23 protein-coding genes are annotated in these 24,988 nt (G+C 60.6%); 13 read left to right on the top strand and 10 right to left on the bottom strand.

The window, feature by feature from the left end:
• The first annotated feature begins 91 nt into the window (after positions 1-91).
• Both eptB and CYR55_RS17600 read left to right on the top strand, forming a co-directional pair.
• On the top strand, positions 92-1,744 hold the full coding sequence (gene eptB / locus CYR55_RS17605) for a kdo(2)-lipid A phosphoethanolamine 7''-transferase (protein WP_101817670.1): 1,653 nt from the start codon (positions 92-94) through the stop codon (positions 1,742-1,744).
• 127 nt (positions 1,745-1,871) lie between these two features.
• The gene (locus tag CYR55_RS17600; protein ID WP_101817669.1) at positions 1,872-2,996 is read left to right on the top strand and encodes an endonuclease/exonuclease/phosphatase family protein; all 1,125 of its coding nucleotides are present in this window, start codon (positions 1,872-1,874) and stop codon (positions 2,994-2,996) included.
• 18 nt (positions 2,997-3,014) lie between these two features.
• Here CYR55_RS17600 and aroD read toward each other — a convergent pair whose 3' ends face one another.
• The 4 genes from aroD to CYR55_RS17580 form a co-directional block, all read right to left on the bottom strand.
• Complete coding sequence (aroD, locus tag CYR55_RS17595) at positions 3,015-3,947, bottom strand: type I 3-dehydroquinate dehydratase (RefSeq protein WP_241522180.1); 933 nt, start codon at positions 3,945-3,947, stop codon at positions 3,015-3,017.
• A 76-nt stretch (positions 3,948-4,023) separates the two neighbouring features.
• Positions 4,024-5,271, bottom strand: coding sequence for an MFS transporter (locus CYR55_RS17590; RefSeq protein ID WP_101817667.1), 1,248 nt, complete (start codon positions 5,269-5,271; stop codon positions 4,024-4,026).
• Positions 5,272-5,286: 15 nt separating this feature from the next.
• A complete protein-coding gene (locus tag CYR55_RS17585) occupies positions 5,287-6,123 on the bottom strand; it encodes a sugar phosphate isomerase/epimerase family protein (protein WP_101817666.1) in 837 nt (278 codons plus the stop codon).
• A gap of 242 nt (positions 6,124-6,365) precedes the next feature.
• The gene (locus CYR55_RS17580) at positions 6,366-7,859 is read right to left on the bottom strand and encodes a UbiD family decarboxylase (RefSeq protein WP_101817718.1); all 1,494 of its coding nucleotides are present in this window, start codon (positions 7,857-7,859) and stop codon (positions 6,366-6,368) included.
• Between the two features lie 180 nt (positions 7,860-8,039).
• Here CYR55_RS17580 and CYR55_RS17575 point away from each other — a divergent pair, with 180 nt between their 5' ends.
• Complete coding sequence (locus tag CYR55_RS17575) at positions 8,040-8,936, top strand: LysR family transcriptional regulator (RefSeq protein ID WP_101817665.1); 897 nt, start codon at positions 8,040-8,042, stop codon at positions 8,934-8,936.
• Positions 8,937-8,948: 12 nt separating this feature from the next.
• On the opposite strand, the gene CYR55_RS17570 is transcribed toward CYR55_RS17575, so the two are convergent.
• The 3 genes from CYR55_RS17570 to CYR55_RS17560 form a co-directional block, all read right to left on the bottom strand.
• Positions 8,949-9,314: a hypothetical protein gene (locus tag CYR55_RS17570; RefSeq protein ID WP_101817664.1), complete on the bottom strand. Its 366-nt coding sequence runs from the start codon at positions 9,312-9,314 to the stop codon at positions 8,949-8,951.
• 79 nt (positions 9,315-9,393) lie between these two features.
• Positions 9,394-9,690 (bottom strand): BrnT family toxin, encoded by a 297-nt coding sequence (locus CYR55_RS17565; RefSeq protein WP_101817663.1) that lies wholly within the window; start codon positions 9,688-9,690, stop codon positions 9,394-9,396.
• A 222-nt stretch (positions 9,691-9,912) separates the two neighbouring features.
• The gene (locus tag CYR55_RS17560; RefSeq protein WP_101817662.1) at positions 9,913-11,943 is read right to left on the bottom strand and encodes a choline transporter; all 2,031 of its coding nucleotides are present in this window, start codon (positions 11,941-11,943) and stop codon (positions 9,913-9,915) included.
• A 365-nt stretch (positions 11,944-12,308) separates the two neighbouring features.
• Between CYR55_RS17560 and betI the strand changes: the two genes are divergently transcribed.
• The 5 genes from betI (at position 12,309) to map (ending at position 17,352) form a co-directional block, all read left to right on the top strand.
• Positions 12,309-12,905: a transcriptional regulator BetI gene (gene betI / locus CYR55_RS17555; protein WP_101817661.1), complete on the top strand. Its 597-nt coding sequence runs from the start codon at positions 12,309-12,311 to the stop codon at positions 12,903-12,905.
• Between the two features lie 47 nt (positions 12,906-12,952).
• Positions 12,953-14,425: a betaine-aldehyde dehydrogenase gene (gene betB / locus CYR55_RS17550; protein WP_101817660.1), complete on the top strand. Its 1,473-nt coding sequence runs from the start codon at positions 12,953-12,955 to the stop codon at positions 14,423-14,425.
• 136 nt (positions 14,426-14,561) lie between these two features.
• Complete coding sequence (gene betA, locus CYR55_RS17545) at positions 14,562-16,247, top strand: choline dehydrogenase (RefSeq protein ID WP_101817659.1); 1,686 nt, start codon at positions 14,562-14,564, stop codon at positions 16,245-16,247.
• A gap of 107 nt (positions 16,248-16,354) precedes the next feature.
• Positions 16,355-16,567: a ParD-like family protein gene (locus CYR55_RS17540; RefSeq protein WP_101817658.1), complete on the top strand. Its 213-nt coding sequence runs from the start codon at positions 16,355-16,357 to the stop codon at positions 16,565-16,567.
• Complete coding sequence (gene map / locus CYR55_RS17535; RefSeq protein ID WP_101817657.1) at positions 16,564-17,352, top strand: type I methionyl aminopeptidase; 789 nt, start codon at positions 16,564-16,566, stop codon at positions 17,350-17,352. Before CYR55_RS17540 ends, map begins: the two co-directional genes overlap by 4 nt.
• A gap of 72 nt (positions 17,353-17,424) precedes the next feature.
• Here the strand turns inward: map and CYR55_RS17530 are convergent, their stop codons facing one another.
• Together CYR55_RS17530 and CYR55_RS23785 are read right to left on the bottom strand one after the other, a co-directional pair.
• Complete coding sequence (locus tag CYR55_RS17530; RefSeq protein ID WP_101817656.1) at positions 17,425-18,009, bottom strand: YceI family protein; 585 nt, start codon at positions 18,007-18,009, stop codon at positions 17,425-17,427.
• 190 nt (positions 18,010-18,199) lie between these two features.
• Positions 18,200-18,877 carry a DcrB-related protein gene (locus CYR55_RS23785; protein WP_146001000.1) on the bottom strand — a complete coding sequence of 226 codons (678 nt, stop codon included), beginning with the start codon at positions 18,875-18,877 and terminating at the stop codon, positions 18,200-18,202.
• A gap of 216 nt (positions 18,878-19,093) precedes the next feature.
• Between CYR55_RS23785 and CYR55_RS17520 the strand changes: the two genes are divergently transcribed.
• A complete protein-coding gene (locus CYR55_RS17520; protein ID WP_101817655.1) occupies positions 19,094-19,540 on the top strand; it encodes a GNAT family N-acetyltransferase in 447 nt (148 codons plus the stop codon).
• A 2-nt stretch (positions 19,541-19,542) separates the two neighbouring features.
• On the opposite strand, the gene CYR55_RS17515 is transcribed toward CYR55_RS17520, so the two are convergent.
• On the bottom strand, positions 19,543-20,481 hold the full coding sequence (locus tag CYR55_RS17515) for a LysR family transcriptional regulator (protein WP_101817717.1): 939 nt from the start codon (positions 20,479-20,481) through the stop codon (positions 19,543-19,545).
• A gap of 146 nt (positions 20,482-20,627) precedes the next feature.
• On the opposite strand from CYR55_RS17515, the gene CYR55_RS17510 reads away from it, so the two are divergent.
• The 4 genes from CYR55_RS17510 to CYR55_RS23775 all read left to right on the top strand — a co-directional run bounded on the left by CYR55_RS17510 (position 20,628) and on the right by CYR55_RS23775 (position 24,893).
• Positions 20,628-21,062 carry a DMT family transporter gene (locus CYR55_RS17510; RefSeq protein WP_101817654.1) on the top strand — a complete coding sequence of 145 codons (435 nt, stop codon included), beginning with the start codon at positions 20,628-20,630 and terminating at the stop codon, positions 21,060-21,062.
• Positions 21,063-21,065: 3 nt separating this feature from the next.
• Positions 21,066-21,518: a DMT family transporter gene (locus CYR55_RS17505; protein WP_101817653.1), complete on the top strand. Its 453-nt coding sequence runs from the start codon at positions 21,066-21,068 to the stop codon at positions 21,516-21,518.
• A 750-nt stretch (positions 21,519-22,268) separates the two neighbouring features.
• Positions 22,269-23,153 carry a nucleoside-specific channel-forming protein Tsx gene (locus tag CYR55_RS23780; protein WP_101817652.1) on the top strand — a complete coding sequence of 295 codons (885 nt, stop codon included), beginning with the start codon at positions 22,269-22,271 and terminating at the stop codon, positions 23,151-23,153.
• Positions 23,154-23,297: 144 nt separating this feature from the next.
• Positions 23,298-24,893, top strand: a complete 1,596-nt coding sequence (locus CYR55_RS23775; protein WP_101817651.1) for an ABC-F family ATPase — start codon at positions 23,298-23,300, stop codon at positions 24,891-24,893.
• Positions 24,894-24,988: the final 95 nt, after the last annotated feature.

The following is a 24,988-nucleotide window of genomic DNA, read 5'->3' as shown; positions in this document are numbered from 1 at the left end:
GCAAAAGCGCGCGCGTTGTCATATATCTTAAACATTACTGCGCGCACGTGCGGGGTACAGAACAACCACCACCCTCCGGTCACAGGTCACCATGCAACGTTTCAGATCGCTTTCCCAACAGCAGGTCATGCTGTTTATCGCCTTTTATGTCGGGGTGATCCTTAACGCCCCGGTGTTCTGGCGGCGCTTTACCCAGGTGCCGCAGGATACGCCGCTGGCGCTGGCTGCCGAGATGCTGGCGGCCTTTTCGCTGGTCTATTTTCTCTGTCTGCTGTTTTCGTTTACCGGGCGCTGGCTGTTCCGGCTGCTCACCACCATTGTGATCCTCGCCTCGGCCGCCGCCAGCTATTACATGGCGGTGTTTAATGTTGATATCGGCTACGGCATTCTGGCGGCGGTGATGACCACCGACCTCGACCTGTCGAAAGCCTCCATCGGCTACCACTTCCTGCTGTGGATCGCCGTGGCCGGGCTGCCGCCGCTGGCGGTGCTCTGGCTCAGCCGCCTGCCGGGCGGCGACTTGCGCCCGGTAAGCCGCCGCCTGCTGCTGCGCAAAACCGGCGTGCTGCTCACGGCGGCGCTGTTCTGCTGGCTGCCGCTGAAGCTGATGGGCGAGGTGCTGGAAGTGGACGGCAACCCCACAATGGCCGCCCAGTATGATGACACGGTGGCAGGCACCTATCTGCCCTCCAACTGGCTTTCGGCGCTCGGGCTGTTTGCCTACAGCGCCTATACCCAGCCGGAGGAGCTGAATAACCTGTTCGACCCGTCTAAGCACTTTACTTACCTGCCGCCCAAAGATGCCGATGACATCGACGTGGTGTTTGTGATTGGCGAAAGCGCCCGCCGCGACCACTTCGGCCTCTACGGCTATGGGCGTGACACCACGCCGAACCTGTCGCGCGAGAAGAATCTGGTGGCGTTACAGGGCACCTCGTGCGACACCTCCACCAAGCTTTCGCTGCGCTGTATGTTTGTGCGCATCGGCGGCACCACGGATGACCCGTCCCGTACGCTGAAAGAGATGAACGTCTTCTCGGTGCTGAAACGCCAGGGCTTCAGCTCCGAACTGTTCGCGATGCAGACCGAGGACTGGTTCTACAGCAAGACGCTGGCCGACCGCTATGTGCTGCGTGATGACATCGAAACCCAGGCGCGCAATGCCGGTAAACCGATTGGCGACATGCTGCTGGTGGGGCAGATGCAGGGCTCGCTGCAACGCCACCCGCACGGCCGCCACCTGATTATCCTGCATACCAAAGGGTCGCATTACCTCTACTCCGAGCGCTACCCGCGCAGCTTTGCCCGCTGGCAGCCGGAGTGCATGGGCATTGACGAAGCCTGCTCGACCCAGAGCATGATCAACGCCTATGACAACAGCGTGCTCTACACCGACGCCTTCCTGAAACAGGTGATTGATCAGGTGCGTAACCGTAAGGCGATTGTGTTTTACGCCTCCGACCACGGCGAGTCGATCTCCGACAACATCCACTTCCACAGCACCCCGCGTGACCGTGCGCCGCCGGAGCAGCGCACTATCCCGATCATGGTCTGGGCCTCAGACGCGTTCCTGGCCGAACCGGCCCACCGCGCCGCCTTTACGCAGCTGCAACGCATGGCGGCGGAGAAAAAACCGGCGTTCCACGGCAAGCTGTTTGACAGCGTACTGGGCTGCATCGGCTTTACCTCGCCGGACGGCGGCCTGCTGGACGGGCGCAACTGGTGCCATACCCCGCCGCCCTGATTAAAATTTCACGACAACGCCCGGCGGAAATCGATAACATAGGTGAATAACCAGAATCGTGACTATTTTTAGCCTGGATACGCGAGCAGCGTGCCCAGGCTTTTACAGCAAGGGAACAGAATTAAGTATGGATAAAATACGGATGCTGTTCAGCGGGCTGACGGTGGTGATGACCGTGCTGACGCTGCTGCCGTTTTGCCGTTGCCAAGCGTGGTGGGTGCGGGTATGGGATTTCCCGCGGTTGCAGATGGCGGCGACCGCCGTCGCGCTGCTGGTGGCGGAACTCTGCCTGCTGCCGGGCAGTGGCGGGCCGGTGCTGGCCGGCATCCCGGCCGGTGACCTCACGGTACTGTTGTCGCTGGCATGCGCGCTCTATCAGGCGCACTGGATAATCCCCTATACCCGGCTCTGGCCGGTGCAGGTCAAGCGCTCGCGCCTGCATAACCGCCCGACCCTGAAAATCCTCACCGCCAATGTGCTGATGACCAACCGCAACGCCGCCGCCCTGAAGGCGCTGGTGCGGGAACATCAGCCCGATGTGCTGGTGGCGCTGGAAACTGACAGCTGGTGGCAGGCCGAACTGGATGGGCTGGCGCGCGGCAACACCGGCGCGCCGTACACGTTTCAGCTGAAATGCCCGCAGGATAACCTCTACGGGATGCACGTCTATTCACGGCTGCCGATGAAAGACGCAATGATCCAGTACCTGGTGGCGGACGGGATCCCGTCGATGCATTTCCGGGTAGAGCTGGATTCCGGCGATGAAGTGGTGATGCACTGCCTGCACCCGATGCCGCCCAGCCCGACGGAGGATGACCAGTCCACCAACCGTGACGGTGAACTGGTGGCGGTGGGGCACTGCGCCGCCCGCGCCCGCTACCCGACGATCGTCACCGGCGATCTGAATGACGTGGCGTGGTCACGCACCACGCGGTTGTTTATGAAAGTCAGCGGGCTGCTCGACCCGCGCCGCGGCCGCGGCATGTTTAACACCTTCCACGCCGGTATCCCCTGTTTGCGCTGGCCGCTGGACCATGTATTCCACAGCCGCGATTTTACGCTGGTACGGATGCAGCGCCTGCCGTACATCGGCTCTGACCATTTCCCGATCCTGGCGGAACTGGCGCTGAACCCGCGCGTTGGCCGGTTGCAGCAGCCGATTGAACTGGCGGCCGGTGACCGGCTGGAAGCGCGGGAGAAAATGGCCTCCGCCGGAATTGTCAGCCGCCAGGTACACAGCGCGGAGAACTGATCCGCGCGGTATGCCGCGTTACGCCTGATTGGCGGTGTGGATGATGTTCAGCACGGTGCTGAGGTCATTGGCGTCAATCTGGCCGGGCGCGGAGGCTTCGCCCACCATGCCGAAGGTGAGCGCCGAGCCGGTGAGTTCCCCCGCCAGCCGTGACACCACCCCGGTGCCGTTCATCGCCATGGTGAGCAGCGGACGCTCCGCGTAGCGGCTGTACACCTCCCAGGTGGCGCTCATCAGCCGCAGCACATCGCCGGAGTCGTGCGGCATGGCGGCGATCTTCAGCACGTCCGCCCCCAGCGACTGCTGGCGGCGCAGCCGCGTGATGATCTCCTCCGTCGGCGGCGTCTTCTGGAAGTCATGGCTCGACATCACCACCGCAATGTTGGCCTTGTGCGCCAGCGCCACCAGTTCTTTCACCAGCGCCTCGCGGCGGAACATCTCCACGTCCAGCAGGTCGGCTTTGCCGTGGGCGATAATCTCCCGGTAGAGCGTGGCGTAGTCGTCATCGCTGATGGCGCGGTTGCCGCCCTCCGCCTTGGTGCGAAAGGTCACCAGCAGCGCCTGCTGGGGCAGCAACGCATAGGCATCGCGGGTGAGGGCGGCGATCGCAGCGTTGTCCGGCGCATCGCTCAGGGTGTCGATGCGCAGCTCCACCACCTGAATCGCCGGGTTACCGGCATATTTTTTCACCATCGCCAGCGCGTCATCCGCGTTTTTGGCGGTGGTGGGCACAATCAGTTTCGGCTTGCCTTCGCCAATCACGATGTTTTTGATGGTGAGGGTTTTGATGTGGTTATTCGCAGGCGGCATCAGGGCGCTCTCCTTTTCAGCAGTGTGGCCGGGGGGCGCCGCCGCAGCGGTGCGCATGACCAGTGTACCCGCCACCAGCGCAGCCCCGGACATCATAAATTCACGGCGTTTCATCACTTCGTTCTCCTGTTTCCTTGTCAAAAATCTCTCTTTGCAACGGTCTTTTAAATAAAGGCGCACGCCTTAAGTGTATAAGCGGAAGGGAAAAAGTGGGGGCTTACCCCGCCTCTTCCAGATAAACCCGGCGCACCGCCGCGCCGCCGGCCAGCAGCATCAGTACGGACATCGCCGTCAGGAACCAGAACGACAGGCTCCAGTTATTGCCGTGGTGCAGGTGGCCGAACAAAAACGGCCCGGCTGCGGCAAAGACGTAGCCGATCCCCTGGGTGAACGAGGAGAGCGAGGCCGCACCGCCTACCGTATGGGTGCGCAGGTTAATCAGCTGGAAGGTCGCGGGGATGGTCATCAGCCCCGGTGCGGCTACCACGGCCCAGAGCCACGCCGCCTGCGGCAGGTAGAGAAAGCCCATGTAGCTGATGATTTGCAGCAGGCCACCGGCGGCCACCACCAGATAGGGTTTTTTCATCCGCCCCAGCCAGAGCGGGATCAGGATTGAGTGGACAATGCCGACAATGTTGTAGACGAACAGCATGTCACCGGCCGTGGCGGCCGTAATCCCGCGCTGCACCAGGTAGGTCGGCAGCCAGTTGAGCATGGCGTACATGCTCATCATGCTGACGCCAAACAGGATCACCAGTGACCAGGCCACCGGCCAGCGCCACAGGGCGATGTGCGGCGCAGCCGGCGGCGTACCGGGCGCGGTGCCGGCCGCCGGGTGGTCATGGCGGTGGCGGAACACCTGCCAGAGCCACGGCAGCGCGGCCAGCAGCGCGGTCAGTGACCAGAGCGCGACATTGGCACGCCAGCCGTCGCTTTGGGTGATCGGCACCGCAATGGCGGAGGGCAGCCCGGCGGAGACCGCGATCATCACCGCGTACACGGCCGTCAGGCCGCCGATGTGATCCGGGAAATATTTCTTGATGGTCGGCTGCACCAGCACATTACCGAAGCCCATGCCCGCCAGCGCCAGCACGCTGTAGAGCATAAAGGCGGTGAAGCTGTGGCTGAAACTGCGCAGGCCAATGCCGGCGCACACCATCAGCATGGCGAGCACTAAAGCGCCCTCATAGCCGAGGCGGCGCGACACCAGCGCCGTCAGCGAGCCGAACAGCGCAAACGACAGCAGCGGCAGCACCCCCAGCACCCCGGCGTTAAAGCCGTGGATGTCCGGGGCAATCACGTTGTAGATGGCGCTGAGCGAGGTGACGGCCGCCCGCAGGTTCAGGGAGACCAGCACAATACCGATCAGCACCAGCAGGCGGCCGGTGGGAAGGTGGTGTGCCGGGGTGGAACGGGGCGCGGCCTGCGGCGCGGCGGCCTGCCAGGAACGGGGAAGCTGGGCCATGAGCGTGACCTCCGGTTAATGGGCAAGGGTGTCAGGGGTGGAGAGGCAGACCGCCCGCAGCGCCTGCATCGCTTCACGCGCGGTGCGCGCCGGGTCTTGCGCCCTCAGGTCATCATTAAACACTTCCAGCCCCAGCGGGCCGCGGTAACCGCCCGCCTGTAACCGTTGCAACAGGGCGGAAATCGGGTAGTTGCCCTGGCCGGGCAGCAGGCGGTGGTGGCGTGCGGTGTCGATCAGGGTGTCCGGGGTGGGGTCGGAGGCCAGGTCGGAGAGCTGAACCAGGTAGATTTTGTCCATCGGGATGCCGTCGAGGTCGGCCAGGGTACGGTGGCGGACAAAAATGTGGAACGCATCGATCACCAGCCCCAGGTTGGGTTCATTCACCTGCTGCACCATGTTCCAGGCATCGGCGGTGGTGTTTATCAGGGTGCTCCACGCCATGCCCTCATAGGCAACGCGCAGCCCGCGGCGGCCCGCCTCCCGCGCCAGCCAGCGCAGATCCTCTTCCACCCGCGCGGCAATGCAGCCGGGGTGGGTGCAGGCCGGGGCCAGCAGGGTGGTGGCCCCCACGCGTACCGCCGTGTCGAGCATCCGCTGCGCCTCGGCGCGTTTTGCGTCACGCAGCCCGTCTGGCGCGCCGTCAAAATCCAGCAGCACCTGATAGTCAGTCAGCGTCAGGGCTTCCGCCTCCAGGGCGGCCGCGATCGCGGCGGCGTCACCGCCCACGGCCTCGACATCCTGACGCCACAGCTCTACCTGATCGAACCCGGCCTGATGGGCGGCCCTGAGTTTCTCCTCCGGCGAACCGCCAAGGATAATGGTATTGATAAACAGCGGGTTAGTGATACGCATACTCATACTCCTGATGTGGGCGCGCCTCACCTGCGGCGCGGTGATAATAAAGGCGTACGGCGTCGGGATGGCCGGGGGCTATCCTGCGTCAGAAAGGGTAAGCAGGCGCGGCGGGAGGTGCCGCGCCGGGGGAATCAGGGTGGGGAGAAGCCGGGGTGCGGCAGTGACGCCGGGTAAGCACATAGGGTGCCGCACAGCGGGCGGCGGTCAGCAGGCGTTATCAGCGTCATGATGCAGGCTCCTCAGGATTTGAAACCGGGAATAAAGCGCGAAACATCCACCTCTTTGAACTGCGAGCGCTGGAACTGATCTTTCAGTTTGAACGGCACGGTGCAGTCAAAAATGGTTTTGCAGGAGATGCCGGTATCCTGAAGCAACGGGTTGAACGCCGGTGACTGCGACGGGTCAAGCGGGTGGCAGCGCACGCCGGGAATGAACACCGTGCTGACGTCACCCTGGTAGCGGGTCTGCATCGCCCACAGCACGTCGTTGGTGTCGAAGATATCGACATCCTCATCCACCAGGATCACATGCTTCAGCTCCCCGAAGGCGGCGAACGCCAGCAACGCCGCCTGCCGCTGCCGCCCCTCATCGGAGAGGGCGGCTTTTTTGAACTGCATCACCGCCAGGTATTTGCCGCCGCCGGAAGAGTGGGCGTAGACGTTGAGCAGGCGGCCCGGCATGGCGCGTTCCACCATCTCCAGAATGCTCGCCTCGGTCGGGATACCGGCCATGTTGACGTGCTCTTCGCTGGGGCCGATCACCGTTTGCAGGATCGGGTTTTTGCGGTGGGTGATCGCTTTGACTTTGATCACCGGCACCGCCGCTTTGGCCTCGCCGGTGTAGCCGGGGAACTCCGGCATCGCTTTGCCGGTGTTGGTGTTCTGGTCTTCCCGCACCCGGTAGTCCGGCACCAGCTCGCCTTCAATCACAATTTCGGCGTTGGCAATGGCGCGGGCATCCACCGAGAGGCATTTCACCAGCTCCACCGCCTGATTGCGCAGGCTGCCGGCCACCGCCAGCTCATCGTAGCCCTGCGGGGTGGTCGGCGGCTCAAAGCAGGCCCCGATCTCAATCGCCGGGTCAACGCCGATGCTGATAGAGATCGGCAGCGCTTTCCCGGCCGCCTCCGCTTTCTGGCGGAAGGTGTCCAGGTGGCGGCCCGGCACAAAATACATGGAGATTTCATCCGGCCCCTGGATGCAGAGGCGGTGGATGGTGACGTCAGACTCGCCGGTTTCCGGGTCAGAGGCGTAGCACATGCCCATGGTGAAGTAAGGCCCGGCATCCTCTTCGGTGTTGGTCGGGGCAGGCAGCAGTTTGCGCACATCAAAGCCCGGCTCCCCGGCGCGGTAGACCACCTCCTGGCACGGGGCCTTGTCATTGGCGATAACCACCGGCGGGATCGGGTTATTCACTGAGTCTTTGAGCAGGAACCCGAGTTTCTCCGGGTCGGCACCCAGCAAGCGGCCAACGCGCTGGCGGGAGGCCAGCAGGCCAATCAGCACCCGCACGTCGTCGTACCCTTTGACCTTGTTAAACATCATCGCCGGGCCGGTGCGGGTCGGCCGTTTTACCGTGCCGCCTGCGCCGACATAGCGGTAGACGCCGCTGATTTCGGCATTCGGGTCAGCTTCCACATCGGTGCTGATCAGTTCATCGGGGTAGCGTGCCAGCAGGGCGAGGGCGGAGCGCAGGTCATAGACCGTGCCGCGTTCCAGCGTAGATTTTATCATGGTGTTCAACCTTCTTTCAGGGTGTGGTTCACTTAGCCCTAAGCATAGGCAGCAAAAAAAGCGGGGGGTAATACTGTTTACTCCCCCCGCCCTATACCAGAAAGGTTGTAACCGGCCTCTATCCATGATGATCTGCATCAATGCATTCCGCACGGTGCGGCGGCTATTCAGGGAGGGAGTATGGATCTTAAAAGGTTGCGTTACTTTTGTGTGATTGTGGAACAGGGTTCGATCAGTAAAGCATCACGGATACTGAATATTTCCCAGCCGCCGCTGAGCAAACGCCTGCAGGAGCTGGAAGAGGAAGTCGGCACCGCGCTGGTGACCCGTAACGGCAGCGGCATCAAAACCACCGAGGCCGGCATGGTGCTTTACCTGCGCGCCTGCGACATCCTGCGCAGCGTGGAAGAGGCGCGCAGTGAGGCTCTCCAGGCCGCCCGCCCCAAAGCGCAGGTGCTGCGCATCGGCATCTCTTACCTTTATCAGTGTTACTTCAGCCCGCTGGTGGCGACCTTCTGCCAGAAGCTGGGCGGGGTGAAGATCGAGACGGTGATCTCCGATTCCAGCACGCTGGAAACGATGCTCAGCGAGCGGCGCATCGACGTGGCGCTGATCCAGCAGCCGCAGCCGCTGGCGGGTTATGAGTGCGTCAGCCTGCCGCCGATCAAGGTGGTGGCGGTAATTTCACGCAAGCTGCTGGCGGCCCCGCCCGGCGCGCATATTCTGCTGACGGAGGTGGGGCAGCTGCCGCTGATCCTGTTGCGGCGCATCCACGGCGAGGGGACGTTTGAGTTTATCTCTGCCCAGTTGCGTAAGCTGGGGGTACAGCCGAACATCATTATCTCCGGCAATGAGCCGCGCATCGTGTTCGATATGCTGTCACAGGGGATTGAGGCCGCCTCGCTGATGCCTGCCTCTGAGGTGCCGGAGCAGGTGAAAAACTTCTGCTATGTGGTAGACATCTACCCCACGCCCAATGTGTTTTTCCCCTCTTTCGTCAAGCTGGCCGCCACCCCGCAACAGCCGGAGCTGATGAATATTTTGCTGCATTATCAGTGTGCGGTAACGGCGGGGTAAGACTCTGCCCGATTACCCTTGTTTTTTAAGGGAGGCGATAAATTCTGATACCGGGGCCGTATCCTCTTGCTCGCTTTCTGCGGCCTTAAGAATTCTTAATTGTTCCAGCAGATGTTTCTTCTGTTCTGCCTGCGCAAAACGATTAAGCAGATCCCGCACCATTGGCTGATAACCCACGTCATAACGTTGGGCAATCTCCTTAAGTTCACGAATTAACGCTTTGGGCAGACGGATCGAAATGGCCTGAAGCCCCAGTTGATCATCAACCTCGGAGGCCGCCTTATCAGAGATGACATGGACATGCTCTTCAGAAGCGCCCAGTTCACGGTTATCCCATTTGTCACTGTCTGCTAAGAACGCATTGAAATCATCGCTCATTGCTTATTCCTCTTCTTTTTATAACGTCAGGTGATGGCAGGCTGCCGGAACAGCCTGTGAGTAATCAATGGCAACAGCGTCAGTAGCCATGTTTTTGATAAATATCTTCTTCAACCCGGTTGGGCTCATAAGCTGTTTTCAGCACAGGGCCAGAGGGGTTGCCCGGCCCTCGCGGGACAAAACAGATCTTTAATTTCCTGCCGCTGTTCGTTTCAGCGATAAACCACAGCGTCGGGGGAAGGGTCTGATTCTTCTCGCGCGTGTCTTTAAGGTAATGACCATCGCGGTTCAAAAAACACTCATGAACTTCCTTTTCAGAGACACCATGTTTTTGAAGCAGTTTTTCTAAAATACCCGGGTGAATTTTAATCTGCATAAGTGACTGACGCCTCCTTGCCTATGTCCTTACTCTTTTTATTGTATATACATATCGGCTATTCATCAATCTGCTATTTTGATGATAAAACTCAACTATTAATTAATTTTTTAAGCACCATCTATTTTTGTATATACAAAAATATGTTGCCAGCGCGTGACTTACCAAACCTCAGAAAGCCGTGTGAGACATAAAAAAACCGGCTTGCGCCGGTTTTTGCTGTCAGGTCGGGAAGGTGAGCACCGCCCCGGGGGCCTCGCGGTGGAGGTGCAGGAAGTGCAGGTGACGCTCGTACTGGTCGAGGATGTCGTTGATGATCTGCTCTTTGCTGTAGTCCATCAGGTCATTGCCCTGGGTGCCTTCCAGCAGGTAGGTCTCCAGCCGGTAGTAGTGTGACTTGCCGGCGCGGGCGCGGTAGGTAAACGCCGGCACCGAGTAGCGTTGCGGCCAGATCTGGTAGACGAAGTTCTGCTCCTCGCCCAGGCGTACCAGCAGCTCCAGGTGACTCAGGCGCTCCTCGCCCTGCGGCGGCAGCTCGCTGAATTCCACTTTCGCGCCGCGCACCGCCAGTTCGCGTGCCACTTCTTCCATCGCCGGTCGGCAGACGTTGTCCAGCATCTTCTGGGTATAGGTCGCACCCGGGTGGTTCATCACCCGCGTCAGCCGCTGTTTCCAGTTCAGCACGCCATCGCGCGACACCGGGGCCGGGGCGTTCTGCAACGCACTCGCTTTGCGGTAATCCTCGACTTTCAGTGATTTATACAGCCCGGCCATCACAAAGAAGATCACGAAACTAAACGGCAGGCCCATGATCACCGTGGTGTTCTGCAACGCCGAGACCCCGCCGGTCAGCAACATGCCCAGCGTCAGCAGACCAATCGCCACCGACCAGAACACCCGCAGCCAGTTCGGTGCGTCGTTGTTGATGTCCGCCAGCCGTGAGGTGAAGTTGCCGAGCACCAGCGAGCCGGAATCCGCTGAGGTCACGTAGAACAGCAGGCCGGTGATGGTCGCCACCGAGGCGCTCAGGCGGAACGCCGGGTACTGCGCCAGCAGGCTGTAGAAGCCGCGCTCCGGGTATTCCATCACCTCATGGGCGAAGGCCAGGTTGCCGTGCAAAATCTGGTAAAGCGCGCTGTTGCCGAAAATCGAGAGCCACAGCAGGGTAAACACAAACGGGATGATCAGCGTGCCGCACACAAACTGGCGGATGGTGCGCCCGCGTGAAATCCGCGCCAGGAACAGCCCGACAAACGGCGACCACGCCACCCACCAGGCCCAGAAGAACAGCGTCCAGCTGTTCATCCACTGCGTCGGACGGTCGAAGGCGAAGCTGTTGAGCGTCATGCCCATAAAGCGGTTGATGTAGTCGCCGACGTTCAGCACCAGCGCATTCAGCAGGAACTCGGTGTCACCGGCAAACAGCAGGAACAGAATCAGCCCCAGCGCCAGCAGCACGTTCAGCTCCGACAGGAAGCGGATGCCCTTGTTCACGCCGGAGGTCACGGAGACCGTGGCCATGATCACCGACAGCAGAATCAGCGCCGCCTGCACCGTGAGGTTTTCCGGGATATGGAACAGCACTTTCAGCCCGTAGTTGAGCTGCACCACGCCAATCCCCAGCGTGGTGGCGATGCCGAAAATGGTGCCGACCACCGCCGCGATGTCCACCGTGTGGCCGATCGGGCCGTTGATGCGCTTGCCGAAAATCGGGTAGAGCGCGGAACGGATGGTCAGCGGCAGGTTATAGCGGTAGCTGAAGTAGGCCAGCGCGATGCCCATCAGCGCATACATCGACCAGCCGGTCAGGCCGTAGTGGAACAGCGTCCAGACCATCGCCTGCCGTGCCGCTTCCAGCGTCTGCCCCTGGCCTTCCGGCGGCATCATGTATTGCGTCACCGGCTCCGCCACGGAGAAGAACATCAGGTCGATGCCGATCCCGGCGGCAAACAGCATTGCCGCCCAGCTCATCATGCTGAATTCCGGTTTGGACTGCTCCGGCCCGAGCTTGATGTCACCGTACCGCGAACCGGCGATAAAGATCACAAACACGATGTAGAGGGTGGCCGCCAGCAGGTAGTACCAGCCGAAGGTGGCCGATACCCAGTTCAGGGTGGCGGTGATCCAGCGGCCGGACTCATTGGTAAAGAAAATGGTCATCAGCGAGAAGGCCAGGATCAGGCCGGCTGACGTGAAGAACACGACAGGGTTTAACCGGTCGGCCTGCGGTTTAACGTCTTCGGGTGTACTCATGCTTTCCCCATGGTGGTTTCAAACGGGATCTGAGGGGCAACAGAAGCGCGCTTAGCGCATATCAAAGGGCGAATTGACTGCCTGAAAAAACGCCTGTTACAGGGCATCCGCTGAGACCGCTTGCCGTTGCAACCTGTCAGATCAAAAAGCTAAATGTTTGCGCCAGGTCAAAAAATATGCCGCAAATCAACGATTTCTATCCTTAATTTACACAATCCCATAACGTTGCGGTAATAAAATATATGCATTTTTAATTGAACGTTCAATCAAAAAAAAGTTTAATAGGGGCCAACAGCGCGCCGCAGCCGGATGCATTGCCCGGTTCTGACGCGAGTCGTTCTGGCTTTTTACCCGGAGAGGGAACCATGCCGAAGGTAGGAATGCAGCCGATCAGGCGGCAGCAATTGATCGAGGCCACGCTGGCCGCGGTGAATGAGGTGGGGATGCATGAGGCATCCATTTCGCAGATTGCCCGGCGTGCCGGGGTATCGAACGGCATTATCAGCCACTACTTCCGTGACAAGAACGGGCTGCTGGAAGCCACCATGCGCTACCTGATAAGCCACCTCGGGGAGGCGGTGCGCCAGCGGCTGCGGCCGTTGCAGGGGCAGGATGCCCGGCTCCGCCTGCGGGCGATTGCGGAAGGGAATTTTGACGAAAGCCAGACCAACAGCGCAGCGATGAAAACCTGGCTGGCTTTCTGGGTCAGCAGTATGCACAGCCCGCAATTGAAACGTTTACAACGGGTTAACAGCCGCCGGCTGTTTTCCAATTTATCTGCCGAGTTCCGCCGCAGCCTGCCGAAAGCGCAGGCGCGCCGTGCCGCCAACGGGCTGGCAGGCATGATCGATGGCCTCTGGTTGCGCAGCGCCCTGAGCGGCGACAGCTTTGACCGCCGGGAAGCGCTGGAGATCACGTTTGATTATATCGACCAGCTGCTGAGCGCCCCGGCCCGCGACTGACGGCACGCGTAACCGGCACCACACAGAGCAACAGATAGGAGAGAAGAATGTCCCGCTATGGCTTGCAAAAACTCTATATCAACGGCACCTATACCGATTGTGCCGACGGCGAGACCTTTGATGCCGTCAACCCGGCCAATGGCGAGGTGATCGCTCAGGTTCAGGCCGCCACCGCCGCCGACGTGGATCGCGCCGTCGCGGCCGCCGCCAAAGGGCAGAAAGTGTGGGCGGCAATGACCGCCATGCAGCGTTCGCGCATTCTGCGCCGCGCCGTGGATATCCTGCGTGAGCGCAACGACGAACTGGCGGCGATTGAAACCGCCGACACCGGCAAACCGCTGTCAGAAACCACCACGGTGGACATCGTGACCGGCGCGGACGTGCTGGAGTACTACGCCGGGCTTATCCCGGCCATCGAGGGGCAGCAGATCCCGCTGCGTGACAGCGCCTTCGTCTATACCCGCCGCGAACCGCTGGGAGTGGTGGCCGGTATCGGTGCCTGGAATTACCCGATCCAGATCGCGCTGTGGAAATCCGCCCCGGCGCTGGCCGTCGGTAATGCGATGATCTTCAAGCCGAGTGAAGTCACCTCGCTGACGGCGCTGAAACTGGCGGAGATCTACACCGAGGCGGGCGTGCCGGACGGCGTGTTCAACGTGCTGCCGGGCAGCGGCCGCCAGGTCGGCCAGGCGCTGACGGAACACCCCGGCATCGCCAAAGTCTCCTTTACCGGCGGCGTGGTGAGCGGCAAGAAAGTGATGGCAAACGCGGCCGGTTCCACCCTGAAAGAGGTGACCATGGAGCTGGGCGGCAAGTCACCGCTGATCGTGTTTGACGACGCCGACCTCGACCGCGCGGCGGACATCGCCATGATGGCCAACTTCTACAGCTCAGGCCAGGTCTGCACCAACGGCACCCGCGTCTTTGTGCCGGAAAGCCTGAAAGCCGCGTTTGAGGAGAAAATCCTGGCGCGTGTGCAGCGCATCCGCATCGGCCAGCCGACCCAGCCGGACGTCAACTTCGGCCCGCTGGTGAGCTTCGCCCACATGGAAAATGTGCTGCGCTTTATCGAAAACGGCAAAAAATCGGGCGCGCGGCTGCTGGCCGGTGGTGAACGCCTCACTGACGGCGTGCTGGCGCAGGGCGCCTGGGTCGCCCCGACGGTGTTCAGCGACTGCACCGACGACATGGAGATTGTGCAGGAAGAGATCTTCGGGCCGGTGATGAGCATCCTCACCTACCAGACGGAAGAGGAAGTCATCGCCCGCGCCAACAACACCACCTTCGGCCTGGCGGCCGGGCTGGTAACCCGCGACCTGACCCGCGCGCACCGCGTCATCCACCAGCTGGAAGCCGGTATCTGCTGGATCAACACCTGGGGCGAATCCCCGGCGGAGATGCCGGTCGGCGGCTACAAGCACTCCGGCGTCGGCCGTGAGAACGGCCTCGGCACGCTGGAACACTACACGCAGATCAAATCGGTCGAAGTGGAACTGGGCGAATTCAGCTCGGTGTTCTGACCGTTCACGACATCTTGTCAGGGGCAGCAGGCCCAGGCTTGCCGCTGATTATGCGGGGACGATTTTTCCCCGCCGGCCGCCGCCTTCCGGCGGCCCGATGCCCCGACCCACAGCAATAACATTGAGGAGACATTCAATGGAATACGATTACATCATCATCGGGGCCGGTTCCGCAGGTAACGTCCTGGCTACCCGCCTGACCGAAGACCCGGGTGTCACCGTACTGCTGCTGGAAGCCGGTGGCCCGGATCACCGCCTCGATTTCCGCACCCAGATGCCCGCTGCGCTGGCCTTCCCATTACAGGGCAAACGCTATAACTGGGCCTATGAAACCGACCCGGAGCCGCACATGAACAACCGCCGCATGGAGTGCGGGCGCGGCAAAGGGCTGGGCGGCTCGTCTTTGATCAACGGCATGTGTTACATCCGCGGCAACGCGATGGATTTCGACAACTGGGCGAAAGCGCCGGGGCTTTCGAACTGGAGCTACCTCGACTGCCTGCCGTACTTCCGCAAAGCGGAAACCCGTGACATCGGCCCCAATGACTACCACGGCGGCGACGGCCCGGTCAGCGTGGCCACGCCGAAAACCGGCAACAACCCGCTGTTCCACGCGATGGTGGAAGCCGGTGTGCAGGCCGGTTACCCGCGCACCGACGACCTGAACGGCTACCAGCAGGAAGGGTTCGGGCCGATGGATCGCACCGTGACGCCGAACGGCCGCCGCGCCAGCACCGCGCGCGGTTACCTCGATCAGGCGAAATCGCGCAGCAACCTGACCATCCTGACCCACGCCACCACCGACCGCATCCTGTTCGACGGCAAGCGCGCGGTGGGCGTCAGCTATTTCCACCAGGATGAGTACAACGCGAAAACCGCGCGCGCCAGCCGCGAAGTGCTGCTGTGCAGCGGGGCGATCGCCTCGCCGCAGATCCTGCAACGTTCCGGCGTCGGCCCGGCCGCGCTGCTGAACAGCCTCGACATCCCGGTGGTGCATGACCTGCCGGGCGTGGGTGAGAATTTGCAGGATCACCTGGAGATGTACCTCCAGTACAGCTGCACCCAGCCGGTGTCGCTCTACCCGGCGTTGCAGATGCACAACCAGCCGAAGATCGGCGCGGAGTGGCTGTTTAAAGGCACCGGCGTCGGCGCCAGCAACCAGTTCGAGGCGGGCGGCTTTATCCGCAGCCGCGAGGAGTTCGAATGGCCGAACATCCAGTACCACTTCCTGCCGGTGGCGATTAACTACAACGGCAGTAACGCGGTGAAAGAGCACGGTTTCCAGGCACACGTCGGCTCCATGCGATCGCCGAGCCGCGGCCGCGTGCAGGTGAAATCCAAAGATCCGCGCCAGCACCCGAGCATCCTGTTCAACTACATGTCCAGCGAGCAGGACTGGCACGAGTTCCGCGACGCGATCCGCATTACCCGTGAGATCATGGCGCAACCGGCGCTCGACCCGTACCGTGGGCGCGAAATCAGCCCCGGCGCGCATGTGCAGAGCGATGAAGAGCTGGATGCCTTTATCCGTGAACATGCTGAAACCGCCTTCCACCCGTGCGGCTCCTGCAAGATGGGCAATGACGAGATGGCGGTGGTAGACGGCGAAGGCCGGGTACACGGCATGAACGGCCTGCGGGTGGTGGATGCGTCCATCATGCCGCAGATCATCACCGGTAACCTGAACGCCACCACCATCATGATCGCCGAGAAGATGGCCGACGCCATTCGCGGCCGCCAGCCGCTGCCGCGCAGCACCGCCGGCTACTATGTGGCCGGTGATGCCCCGGTACGCACTGAGCCGCTGAAGAAAACCGCCTGATTCTGATGCTGTTGCCGTACAAAAGCTGCCCCCGGGCAGCTTTTTTTATCGCCTGCTGCTATACGTTTCATATATACTTCGTATATGTTTTATAGCAGGTGAACGGTATGGGCATTATCAAAATCTCTGACCTTATGCATGACGAACTGCGCGCCGCCAGCGACATCTACTGCCGCTCGATCAACGCGCAGGCGGAATACTGGCTGCGCATCGGCCGGCTGGCGGAGCGCAACCCCGGCCTGACCTACAGCGAGATCATCACCCTTTTGCACGCGCCTGACCAGGCCAACGGAACACTGACCACCAAGGAGCATTCATGAACAACATTATGCTGCACTCCGCTGCGGATATTGAACAGGCGCGCACTGCCGGCCATCTGGCGGCGGAAGTGCTGGCGATGATCGGCGAGTATGTTAAACCGGGCGTGACCACTGACGAGCTGGATGCCATCTGCTACCGCTATATCGTGGACAAGCTCCACTGCACCCCGGCCAACATCGGCTACCACGGCTACCCAAAAACCATCTGCACCTCGGTCAACCATGTGGTGTGCCACGGCATTCCGACTGATAAGCGGGCGCTGAAAGAGGGCGATATCGTCAACATCGACGTGGCGCTGATCAAAGATGGCTGGTACGGCGACACCAGCCGCATGTATTTCGTCGGGGAGCCGTCGATCCGCGCCAGATTGCTGGTGGAGACCACCTATAACGCCATGGTGGCGGGCATCCGCGTGGTCAAACCGGGCGCGACCCTGGGTGACATCGGCTATGCCATCCAGAGTGTGGCGCATGAGAAGGGCTTCTCGGTGGTGCGCGAGTATTGCGGGCATGGGGTCGGCACCGAATACCACACCGATCCGCAGGTGCTGCATTATGGCCGCGCAGGCGAGGGGATGCCGCTGAAAGCCGGGATGATCTTTACCATCGAACCGATGATCAACGCCGGGAAAGCGCCGACCAGCACCCTGGCCGATGGCTGGACGGTGGTCACGCGTGACCGTTCGCTGTCCGCGCAGTGGGAGCACACCGTGGCCGTGACCGAAACCGGGTTTGACCTGCTGACCCCATGGCCGGACGGCTACGGGGACTACGCGCCGATCTGACCCGGCTTCATCTGCAAAAAAGTGCAAAAAAAAAGGCCTGTCCGCAGACAGGCCTGATGTATGGCAACGAACTTACTTGGCGTAGGCTTCGGTGGAGATGGTGATCTGTACGTCATCGCCCACGGCCGGCACATATTTATCGACCTTGAAGTCAGAACGTTTGATGGTGGTGGTGGCATCAAAACCGATTGCCTGTTTCTTCACCATCGGGTGCTCGCCCTGTTTGTTCAGCACGGCGTGCAGTACCACCGGCTTGGTGATGCCTTTCAGGGTCAGGTTACCTTCCACGTCATACTTGTTGTCGCCGGTAGCGGTGACTTTGGTGCTGTGGAAGGTGGCCGTCGGGTATTTCGCGACGTCGAAGTACTCTGCGCCTTTGAACTCGCTGGTCAGGGCGGCGACATGGGTATCGATGCTGCTGACCGGGATGCTGACATCCACTTTAGACTGCGCCAGGTTTTGCGCGTCAAACGCGATGTTGCCGGTGACGTTGGACAGGTCAGCGGTCGGGTGTGAAAAACCGAAGTGGGTCCAGGAGACCACCACGGAGGTATGGCCGGGGTCCATCGCATAGTGCTGGGTGGCGGCGGCTGAGACCTGAGAGTAGAGGCCGATGCTCATGATCACCGGAAGCCATACTTTTTTCATAACTGACATGGGTTGCGTCCTTTTCGTTGAATAACGTTCGTTTACGACTTCCTGCAGTCTGCTGCACTCCCCCCGATCCCGCCAGCTAATATATTTGACCGGTATATTCAAAAAATTTTACCAATTGGCCGGGTCAATGCTTGCCGGCACCCAGGCATAAAAAAACCGCCCGCAGGCGGTTTGGGTCACGGGCAGCAGATTATTTGAAAGAAATCTGGCTGCTGATCTGTTTAACCAACGCGTCATGCGCAGGCTTGTCGTTGGAAACAGTCATCATCTGTACGTTGATCACCTGCGTGCCCTGCTGGGTCAGCAAGGTGGTGTTGAGCGCGTGCTTATCCTGTTGCTTCAGCGCGGCGTCCAGATGGAGGAAGGCGTGATCGGCCAGCGTAATCACCTCTTTTTTGCTCACCTTCACGGTGGAGTACTGCTTTTCATAGGCTTTCAACAGATCCGGGAGCGCCTGTTCCAGAGAGGCTTTTGCCTGCTCATCCTTCACCGGCGCAACACCGTTTATGGTGACCACGGTGATCATCTGGCGGGTTTCAGGATTCACAAAAATGCGGGTACGGGACGCGGATTTCTCATTCACTGCCGGGGATTTGTCAGTGAAACCTTGCGGGATTTTCATCGCGAACGACGGGGCTGCCTGGGCCGGGGTTTCGGCTGCCGGTGCGGCCTTGGCATTGGTCGCCGGTGCGGCTTTCGCATCAGCCGCCGGGGCGGTTTTCACGTCAGCTTTCGCGTCAGCGGCCGGAGCCGTGTTGGTTTCTGCCGGTTTGGCCGGGGTGGTTGTGGTTTTGTCTGCGGCGTTATCACACGCAGTTAACCCGGTCAGCATCAGCGCCACCAGGGAGTATTTCATAAACGGAGTCATGGTATAAATTCCTAAGGTAAAGTAGCCGGCGAAATATACACAGGTCATGACAGGAGGCGAATACAATCTGATTTCACTCTGGCTACATTGTTAAGTTATTGTTTAAATGATTGAAAGACGGTAAGGCAGGCGTTGCGTGCCCGCACGGAGACTCCGGCGATGAGTGGCGATGCGGTTGTAATATAAACAGTGTGAATTATTAGTTGGGGAAACATTATGTCGGACCTAAGGTGGCAGGATCTGCACCACAGCGAACTCACCACCGCCCAGCTTTACGCCGTGCTGGCGTTGCGCTGCGAGGTGTTTGTGGTGGAACAACAGTGCGCGTATCTGGACGTGGATGGGCAAGACCTGAGCGGCGAGACGCGCCACCTGATCGGCTGGCAGGCGGGGAAACCGGCCGCCTATGCGCGGCTGCTGAAACATGATGACGTGGCGATTGGCCGGGTCATCGTGGCGCCCGCCGCACGCGGGCAGCGGCTCGGCATCACATTGATGGAACAGGCGCTGGCCGCCTGCGCGCGCCACTGGCCGCAGGCGGGCGTAATGCTCTCGGCGCAGGCGCACCTCCAGCCGTTTTACCGCTCGCTGGGGTTCCAGCCCAGCTCCGCGGTGTATGACGAAGACGGCATCCCGCATATCTATATGCGGCTGGTGCGCTGATCTCAGCGATCCCAGTAGGGCGGGTTACCCATCTTCTCTACCAGAAAATCCACCACCGCCCGCACATTGCGTGACGGCAACCGGCTGCGCGGGTAGAGCGCGGCCAGCGTGGACGGCTCCAGCGTAATTGACGCCTGATAGTCCGGCAGCAGCCGCACCAGCCGCCCCTGGTGCAGCGCCTCGCCAATCAGCCAGCTGGGGAACAGCACCAGCCCGAGGCCGTCCAGCGCCGCCTGCGTCAGGGTTTCGGCATTGTTGCCGGTCAGCGGGCCGCGCAGGCTGTAGGCGTGCCATGGCTGTTCACCCTCACGCGCACGGAAAAACCAGCGCTGCGGCCCGGACGAGCCTTTAAACACCAGGCAGTGGTGCGCGTGCAGATCCTCCGGGGTGCGCGGCGTACCAAACCGCGCCAGATAGGCCGGGCTGGCCGCCAGCCGGTAACGCAGGCGCGCCAGCGGCCGGGCGTGCATGCTGGAGTCATTCAGCACGCCGATGCGGATCAACAGATCGGCCGCAGTGTGCAGCGGGTCAACATAGTCGTCGGTTTGCGTCAGCTCGACGTTGAGCTTCGGGTAGCGCTCCGCCAGCGCTGCCAGCCAGGGGGCGAGGTGCCGCTGGCCGAACACCACCGGCGCGTTGATGCGCACCAGCCCGCCCGGCAGCTGTTCACGCTCCTGTAAGGTACGCGCCGCCTCATCTGCTTGCTCCAGCATCCGCCGGGCGTAGTGGCTGAACGCCAGCCCCGCTTCCGTCGGGGCCAGTGCGCGGGTGTTGCGGTAGAGCAACTGGGTGTGCAGCTGCTGCTCAAGCTGCTGGATCACCCGTGAAACGGAGGAGGGCGCGACACCCGCGCGGCGCGCCACCTCGGAGAAACTCCCTTCATCCAGCACCGCCACAAACAGGCGCAAAGCCCGCAGGGAAACTGCGTCGAAATCATTCATCTGTGCATTATCCGCAAAACTCTTTTCGCTATTATCCGGTTTTTCGCAATAGCGCGCCACGGTATAGTCCGCCTCCGCCCGGCTGGGCGGCCTGTTTTTGCATTCACTTGCTGACACCTTTCTTTTAACAACAAAAAAGGCAACGTATGAATTTGTTACTGATCCCGCTGGTGATCCTCGGCGGCATGGGGCTGTCGGTGGAGGCCGGGTTGCTCGGCCCGCTGGGCGGCGAAGTCGGCCATCTCTGGGCCACCCTGAGCATCTTTGGCGTCGGCAGCGCCCTGACGCTGCTGCTGGTGCTGTTTTTCGGCCCGCGCAACGCACCTTCTTTTACTGCCCAGCCCGGCTGGCAGCTGCTCGGCGGCATCCTCGGGCCGGTGTATGTGGTGGTGCTGACGCTGACCACGCCGGTGATCGGGCTGGCGATGACCATGATCGCGATTCTCTCCGGCCAGGTCGCCAAAAGTGTGCTGATTGATCACTACGGCTGGTTCGGCGGCGCGAAGAAGAAAATCGGCAGGGAACGCCTGCTGGCGCTGCTGTTCATTATTGCGGCACTGTGGCTGATTGCCCGGGGATAAACGATGACTGAAATTATTATGGTTGTGCTGGCGATCATCGCCGGGGCCGCGCTGAGCGTACAGGCGGCGATTAACGGGCAGCTCGGCGCACGCGTCGGGGTGCTGAAAAGCGCCTTCCTCACCTTCAGCCTGGGTGCGCTGGTGACGATGCTGCTGATCCTGTTCTTTGAAAGTGCCCACCCGCAGACGCTGATGACAGTGCCGAAATGGCAGCTGGCCGGTGCGCTGTTCGGCGTGCCCTACATCATCATCATGGTGACGGCGGTGCCGCGCGTGGGCACGGCGGTCGCGACGGTGGCGGTGATCCTCGGCCAACTGGCGATGAGCATCCTGATCGACAGCTTCGGCTGGCTGGATAACCCGGAAATTCCGCTCAGTGGGAGCCGCCTGGCGGCGGTGGCGTGCCTGGCCGTGGCGTTGGTGCTGATTTATCGGAGTAATAGGAAGGGGGAGTAGCGAGTTTTCCCCCTGCCGGGGGGCGGTGACGTGGAAAGTTTCGGTTGTTCAGCATTGCTGGCTGCTTGGCTTTTCGAGCCTCAACCGAGCAGGGCGCGCCGGTGCGCTCGCCCTGCACCCGCGCACTTTCGGTGCCCTGGCTGAATCATTGCACGCTCCCGCGTGTAGTATTCGCCCCATCCATGGGGCTCACCCCTCCGGGGCAACGCTTCGCGTTGTTCAAATTGGCTCCCGGCCAATTTGTCCTCCTTCAGCCTTCGGGCTAATCGGGCCGGTACAGACACGCTCCCAGCGTGGCTGTACCTCTCGCGGACATCCCTGTCCGCTCACCCGCCCCTGCGTCTTCGTCGGCAATAATTTTAATGCCCCCACCAGACTGCAAACCTTTTGGTATGTAAGGAAAGGGTAGGGGGCGGCGGTTAAAAAACCATCGCTTGTTACCGGTAAGGCTGATTTTCCTAAGTAACCGATTGCGCAACCGTTAAAAATCCGTATCTTTACCGCCGTTAACGATATGTGAGCAAGATCACGAAACAAATGCATAACAATGCAACTCAAATTGACATTTGTTGACACAATCGCGTATTAAGTTACGAAATCATGACACTTAAGAATGTTCTGAAGATCCGGGGGTAAACCGGTAGCGGAATGTTTTATAGCGATGATCGTTAATGACGCTGCCGCAGGTTGTATTGGTGAAACATCGCCGCCCGGCAGGGAAACGCCCCCCTTCACGCACTGGTAACCACAATGAAAAATCGTCTTTTCGCCGCGGGCGCGTTGATCGCCCTCTCTTACAGCGCTACCGCTTTGGCTGAATCCAATGTCGGGTCCAGCGATCAGGGGGAGTACCTCTCCGACTGGTGGAAACAGAGCGTCAACGTGGTGGGCAGCTACCACACCCGCTTCGGGCCGCAGCTGAATAACGATCTCTACCTGGAATATGAAGCCTTCGCCCATAAAGACTGGTTCGACTTCTACGGCTATGTGGACGTGCCGAAATTCTTCGGCGCCGGTAACAGCAACGATGTCGGCATCTGGAACAAAAACGGCTCACCGCTGTTTATGGAGATCGAACCGCGCTTCTCCATCGACAAACTCACCGGCACCGACCTGAGCTTCGGGCCGTTCAAAGAGTGGTACTTCGCCAACAACTATATCTTTGACATGGGCCCGGACAGCGATAACCGCCAGAATACCTGGTACATGGGCCTCGGCACCGACATCGACACCCATACCCCGCTGAACCTCTCCCTGAACGTCTACGCCAAATACCAGTGGGAAAACTACAGCGCCGCCAACGAAAACAGCTGGGACGGCTACCGCTTCAAGGTGAAATACTTCCTGCCGCTGGGCGACCTGTGGGGCGGCCACTTCAGCTACATCGGCTTCACCAACTTCGACTGGGGCTCTGACCTCAACGAAAACGGCAACAAGTCCCGCACCAGCAACTCCATCGCCTCCAGCCATATTCTGGCGTTGAACTACGCCCACTGGCACTACTCCGTGGTGGCGCGTTACTTCCATAACGGCGGCCAATGGCAGGACGGTACCGAGCTGAACTTCGGCAAAGGCAACTTTGACGTCAAGTCCACCGGCTGGGGCTACTACGCGGTCATCGGCTACAGCTTCTGATCCCGCGCTCCCCTGCTCGCACAACCCGGCTCCGGCCGGGTTTTCTGTTTTTTGCGCGAAAAACAACCAAAACGATGCGCGACCCCGCCCGCCGGTTATGGCATAATGCGCGCCTCATCACATTCCCAGACAAGAGCGAGCGTTGTGTTAAGTACTAACAACATCACCATGCAATTCGGCAGCAAGCCGCTGTTCGAAAATATTTCCGTCAAATTTGGCGGCGGCAACCGTTACGGCCTGATCGGCGCCAACGGCTGCGGCAAATCCACCTTTATGAAAATCCTCGGCGGCGATCTGGTGCCGAGCGGCGGCAACGTGTTCCTTGATCCGAACGAACGCCTGGGTAAATTGCGCCAGGACCAGTTCGCATACGAGAATTTCTCCGTGCTGGACACCGTGATCATGGGCCACGACGAACTGTGGCAGGTGAAAGAAGAGCGCGACCGCATCTACGCCATGGCCGAGATGAGCGAAGAGGACGGCTACAAAGTGGCTGATCTGGAAGTGGCCTACGGCGAAATGGACGGCTACACCGCCGAAGCCCGCGCCGGCGAACTGCTGCTGGGCGTCGGCATTCCGGTAGAACAGCATTACGGCCCGATGAGTGAAATCGCCCCCGGCTTCAAGCTGCGTGTGCTGCTGGCACAGGCGCTGTTCTCCAACCCGGAAATCCTGCTGCTCGACGAACCGACCAACAACCTGGACATCGACACCATCCGTTGGCTGGAGCAGGTGCTGAACGAACGTAACAGCACCATGATCATCATTTCGCACGACCGTCACTTCCTGAACATGGTCTGCACCCACATGGCCGACCTGGACTACGGCGAGCTGCGCGTTTACCCGGGCAACTATGATGAGTACATGACCGCCGCCACCCAGGCGCGCGAGCGTCTGCTCTCTGACAACGCCAAGAAAAAGGCGCAGATTGCCGAGCTGCAATCCTTCGTCAGCCGCTTCAGCGCCAACGCCTCCAAATCCAAGCAGGCGACCTCGCGCGCCCGCCAGATTGACAAAATCCAGCTGGATGAGGTCAAAGCCTCCAGCCGCCAGAACCCGTACATCCGCTTCGATCAGGACAAAAAACTGTTCCGTAACGCGCTGGAAGTGCAGGAGCTGGCCAAAGGGTACGACGAGGGGCTGCTGTTTAAGAACCTCAACCTGATGGTGGAAGTGGGCGAGAAAGTCGCGGTGCTGGGTGCCAACGGCATCGGTAAAACCACCCTGCTGAAAACGCTGGTGGGCGACATCGAGGCCAACGCCGGGACGGTGAAGTGGTCTGAGAACGCCAACATCGGCTACTACGCGCAGGACCACGCGGAAGATTTCGACGTCGACATGACCGTTTTCGACTGGATGAGCCAGTGGAAGCAGGAAAAAGATGACGAGCAGGCGGTGCGCGGCATCCTCGGCCGTCTGCTGTTCGGCCAGGACGACATCAAGAAAAAGGTCAAGGTGCTCTCCGGGGGCGAGAAGGGCCGTATGCTGTTCGGCAAGCTGATGATGCGCAAACCGAACGTGCTGATCATGGACGAACCCACCAACCACCTCGACATGGAGTCGATTGAGTCCCTGAACATGGCGCTGGAGATGTACGAAGGCACGCTGATCTTCGTCTCCCATGACCGTGAGTTCGTCAGCTCGCTGGCGACCCGCGTGCTGGAGATCACCCCGAACAAGGTGATCGACTTCGGCGGCACCTACGAAGACTACCTGCGCAGCCAGGGCATCTACGCCTGATTCTACGCGCGCACAAAAAAGCCGGGCAGATGCCCGGCTTTTTTTATGGCGGCGATTCAGGCCCGGCTTTTTCATGCCGGCCATTCAAGCCCGGC

This window comes from Chimaeribacter californicus (genome assembly GCF_002858675.1).
GTDB lineage: Bacteria > Pseudomonadota > Gammaproteobacteria > Enterobacterales > Enterobacteriaceae > Chimaeribacter > Chimaeribacter californicus.
Note: the sequence above shows the minus strand (reverse complement) of the source record. Positions and strands in the feature narration are given on the sequence as shown.

Coding starts and splice junctions, on each gene's coding strand:
- eptB (WP_101817670.1), top strand. CDS start 92: ATGCAACGTTTCAGATCGCTTTCCCAACAGCAGGTCATGCTGTTTATC.
- CYR55_RS17600 (WP_101817669.1), top strand. CDS start 1,872: ATGGATAAAATACGGATGCTGTTCAGCGGGCTGACGGTGGTGATGACC.
- CYR55_RS17590 (WP_101817667.1), bottom strand. CDS start 5,271: ATGGCCCAGCTTCCCCGTTCCTGGCAGGCCGCCGCGCCGCAGGCCGCG.
- CYR55_RS17585 (WP_101817666.1), bottom strand. CDS start 6,123: ATGCGTATCACTAACCCGCTGTTTATCAATACCATTATCCTTGGCGGT.
- CYR55_RS17580 (WP_101817718.1), bottom strand. CDS start 7,859: ATGATAAAATCTACGCTGGAACGCGGCACGGTCTATGACCTGCGCTCC.
- CYR55_RS17575 (WP_101817665.1), top strand. CDS start 8,040: ATGGATCTTAAAAGGTTGCGTTACTTTTGTGTGATTGTGGAACAGGGT.
- CYR55_RS17570 (WP_101817664.1), bottom strand. CDS start 9,314: ATGAGCGATGATTTCAATGCGTTCTTAGCAGACAGTGACAAATGGGAT.
- CYR55_RS17565 (WP_101817663.1), bottom strand. CDS start 9,690: ATGCAGATTAAAATTCACCCGGGTATTTTAGAAAAACTGCTTCAAAAA.
- CYR55_RS17560 (WP_101817662.1), bottom strand. CDS start 11,943: ATGAGTACACCCGAAGACGTTAAACCGCAGGCCGACCGGTTAAACCCT.
- betI (WP_101817661.1), top strand. CDS start 12,309: ATGCCGAAGGTAGGAATGCAGCCGATCAGGCGGCAGCAATTGATCGAG.
- betB (WP_101817660.1), top strand. CDS start 12,953: ATGTCCCGCTATGGCTTGCAAAAACTCTATATCAACGGCACCTATACC.
- betA (WP_101817659.1), top strand. CDS start 14,562: ATGGAATACGATTACATCATCATCGGGGCCGGTTCCGCAGGTAACGTC.
- CYR55_RS17540 (WP_101817658.1), top strand. CDS start 16,355: ATGGGCATTATCAAAATCTCTGACCTTATGCATGACGAACTGCGCGCC.
- map (WP_101817657.1), top strand. CDS start 16,564: ATGAACAACATTATGCTGCACTCCGCTGCGGATATTGAACAGGCGCGC.
- CYR55_RS17530 (WP_101817656.1), bottom strand. CDS start 18,009: ATGTCAGTTATGAAAAAAGTATGGCTTCCGGTGATCATGAGCATCGGC.
- CYR55_RS23785 (WP_146001000.1), bottom strand. CDS start 18,877: ATGACTCCGTTTATGAAATACTCCCTGGTGGCGCTGATGCTGACCGGG.
- CYR55_RS17520 (WP_101817655.1), top strand. CDS start 19,094: ATGTCGGACCTAAGGTGGCAGGATCTGCACCACAGCGAACTCACCACC.
- CYR55_RS17515 (WP_101817717.1), bottom strand. CDS start 20,481: ATGAATGATTTCGACGCAGTTTCCCTGCGGGCTTTGCGCCTGTTTGTG.
- CYR55_RS17510 (WP_101817654.1), top strand. CDS start 20,628: ATGAATTTGTTACTGATCCCGCTGGTGATCCTCGGCGGCATGGGGCTG.
- CYR55_RS17505 (WP_101817653.1), top strand. CDS start 21,066: ATGACTGAAATTATTATGGTTGTGCTGGCGATCATCGCCGGGGCCGCG.
- CYR55_RS23780 (WP_101817652.1), top strand. CDS start 22,269: ATGAAAAATCGTCTTTTCGCCGCGGGCGCGTTGATCGCCCTCTCTTAC.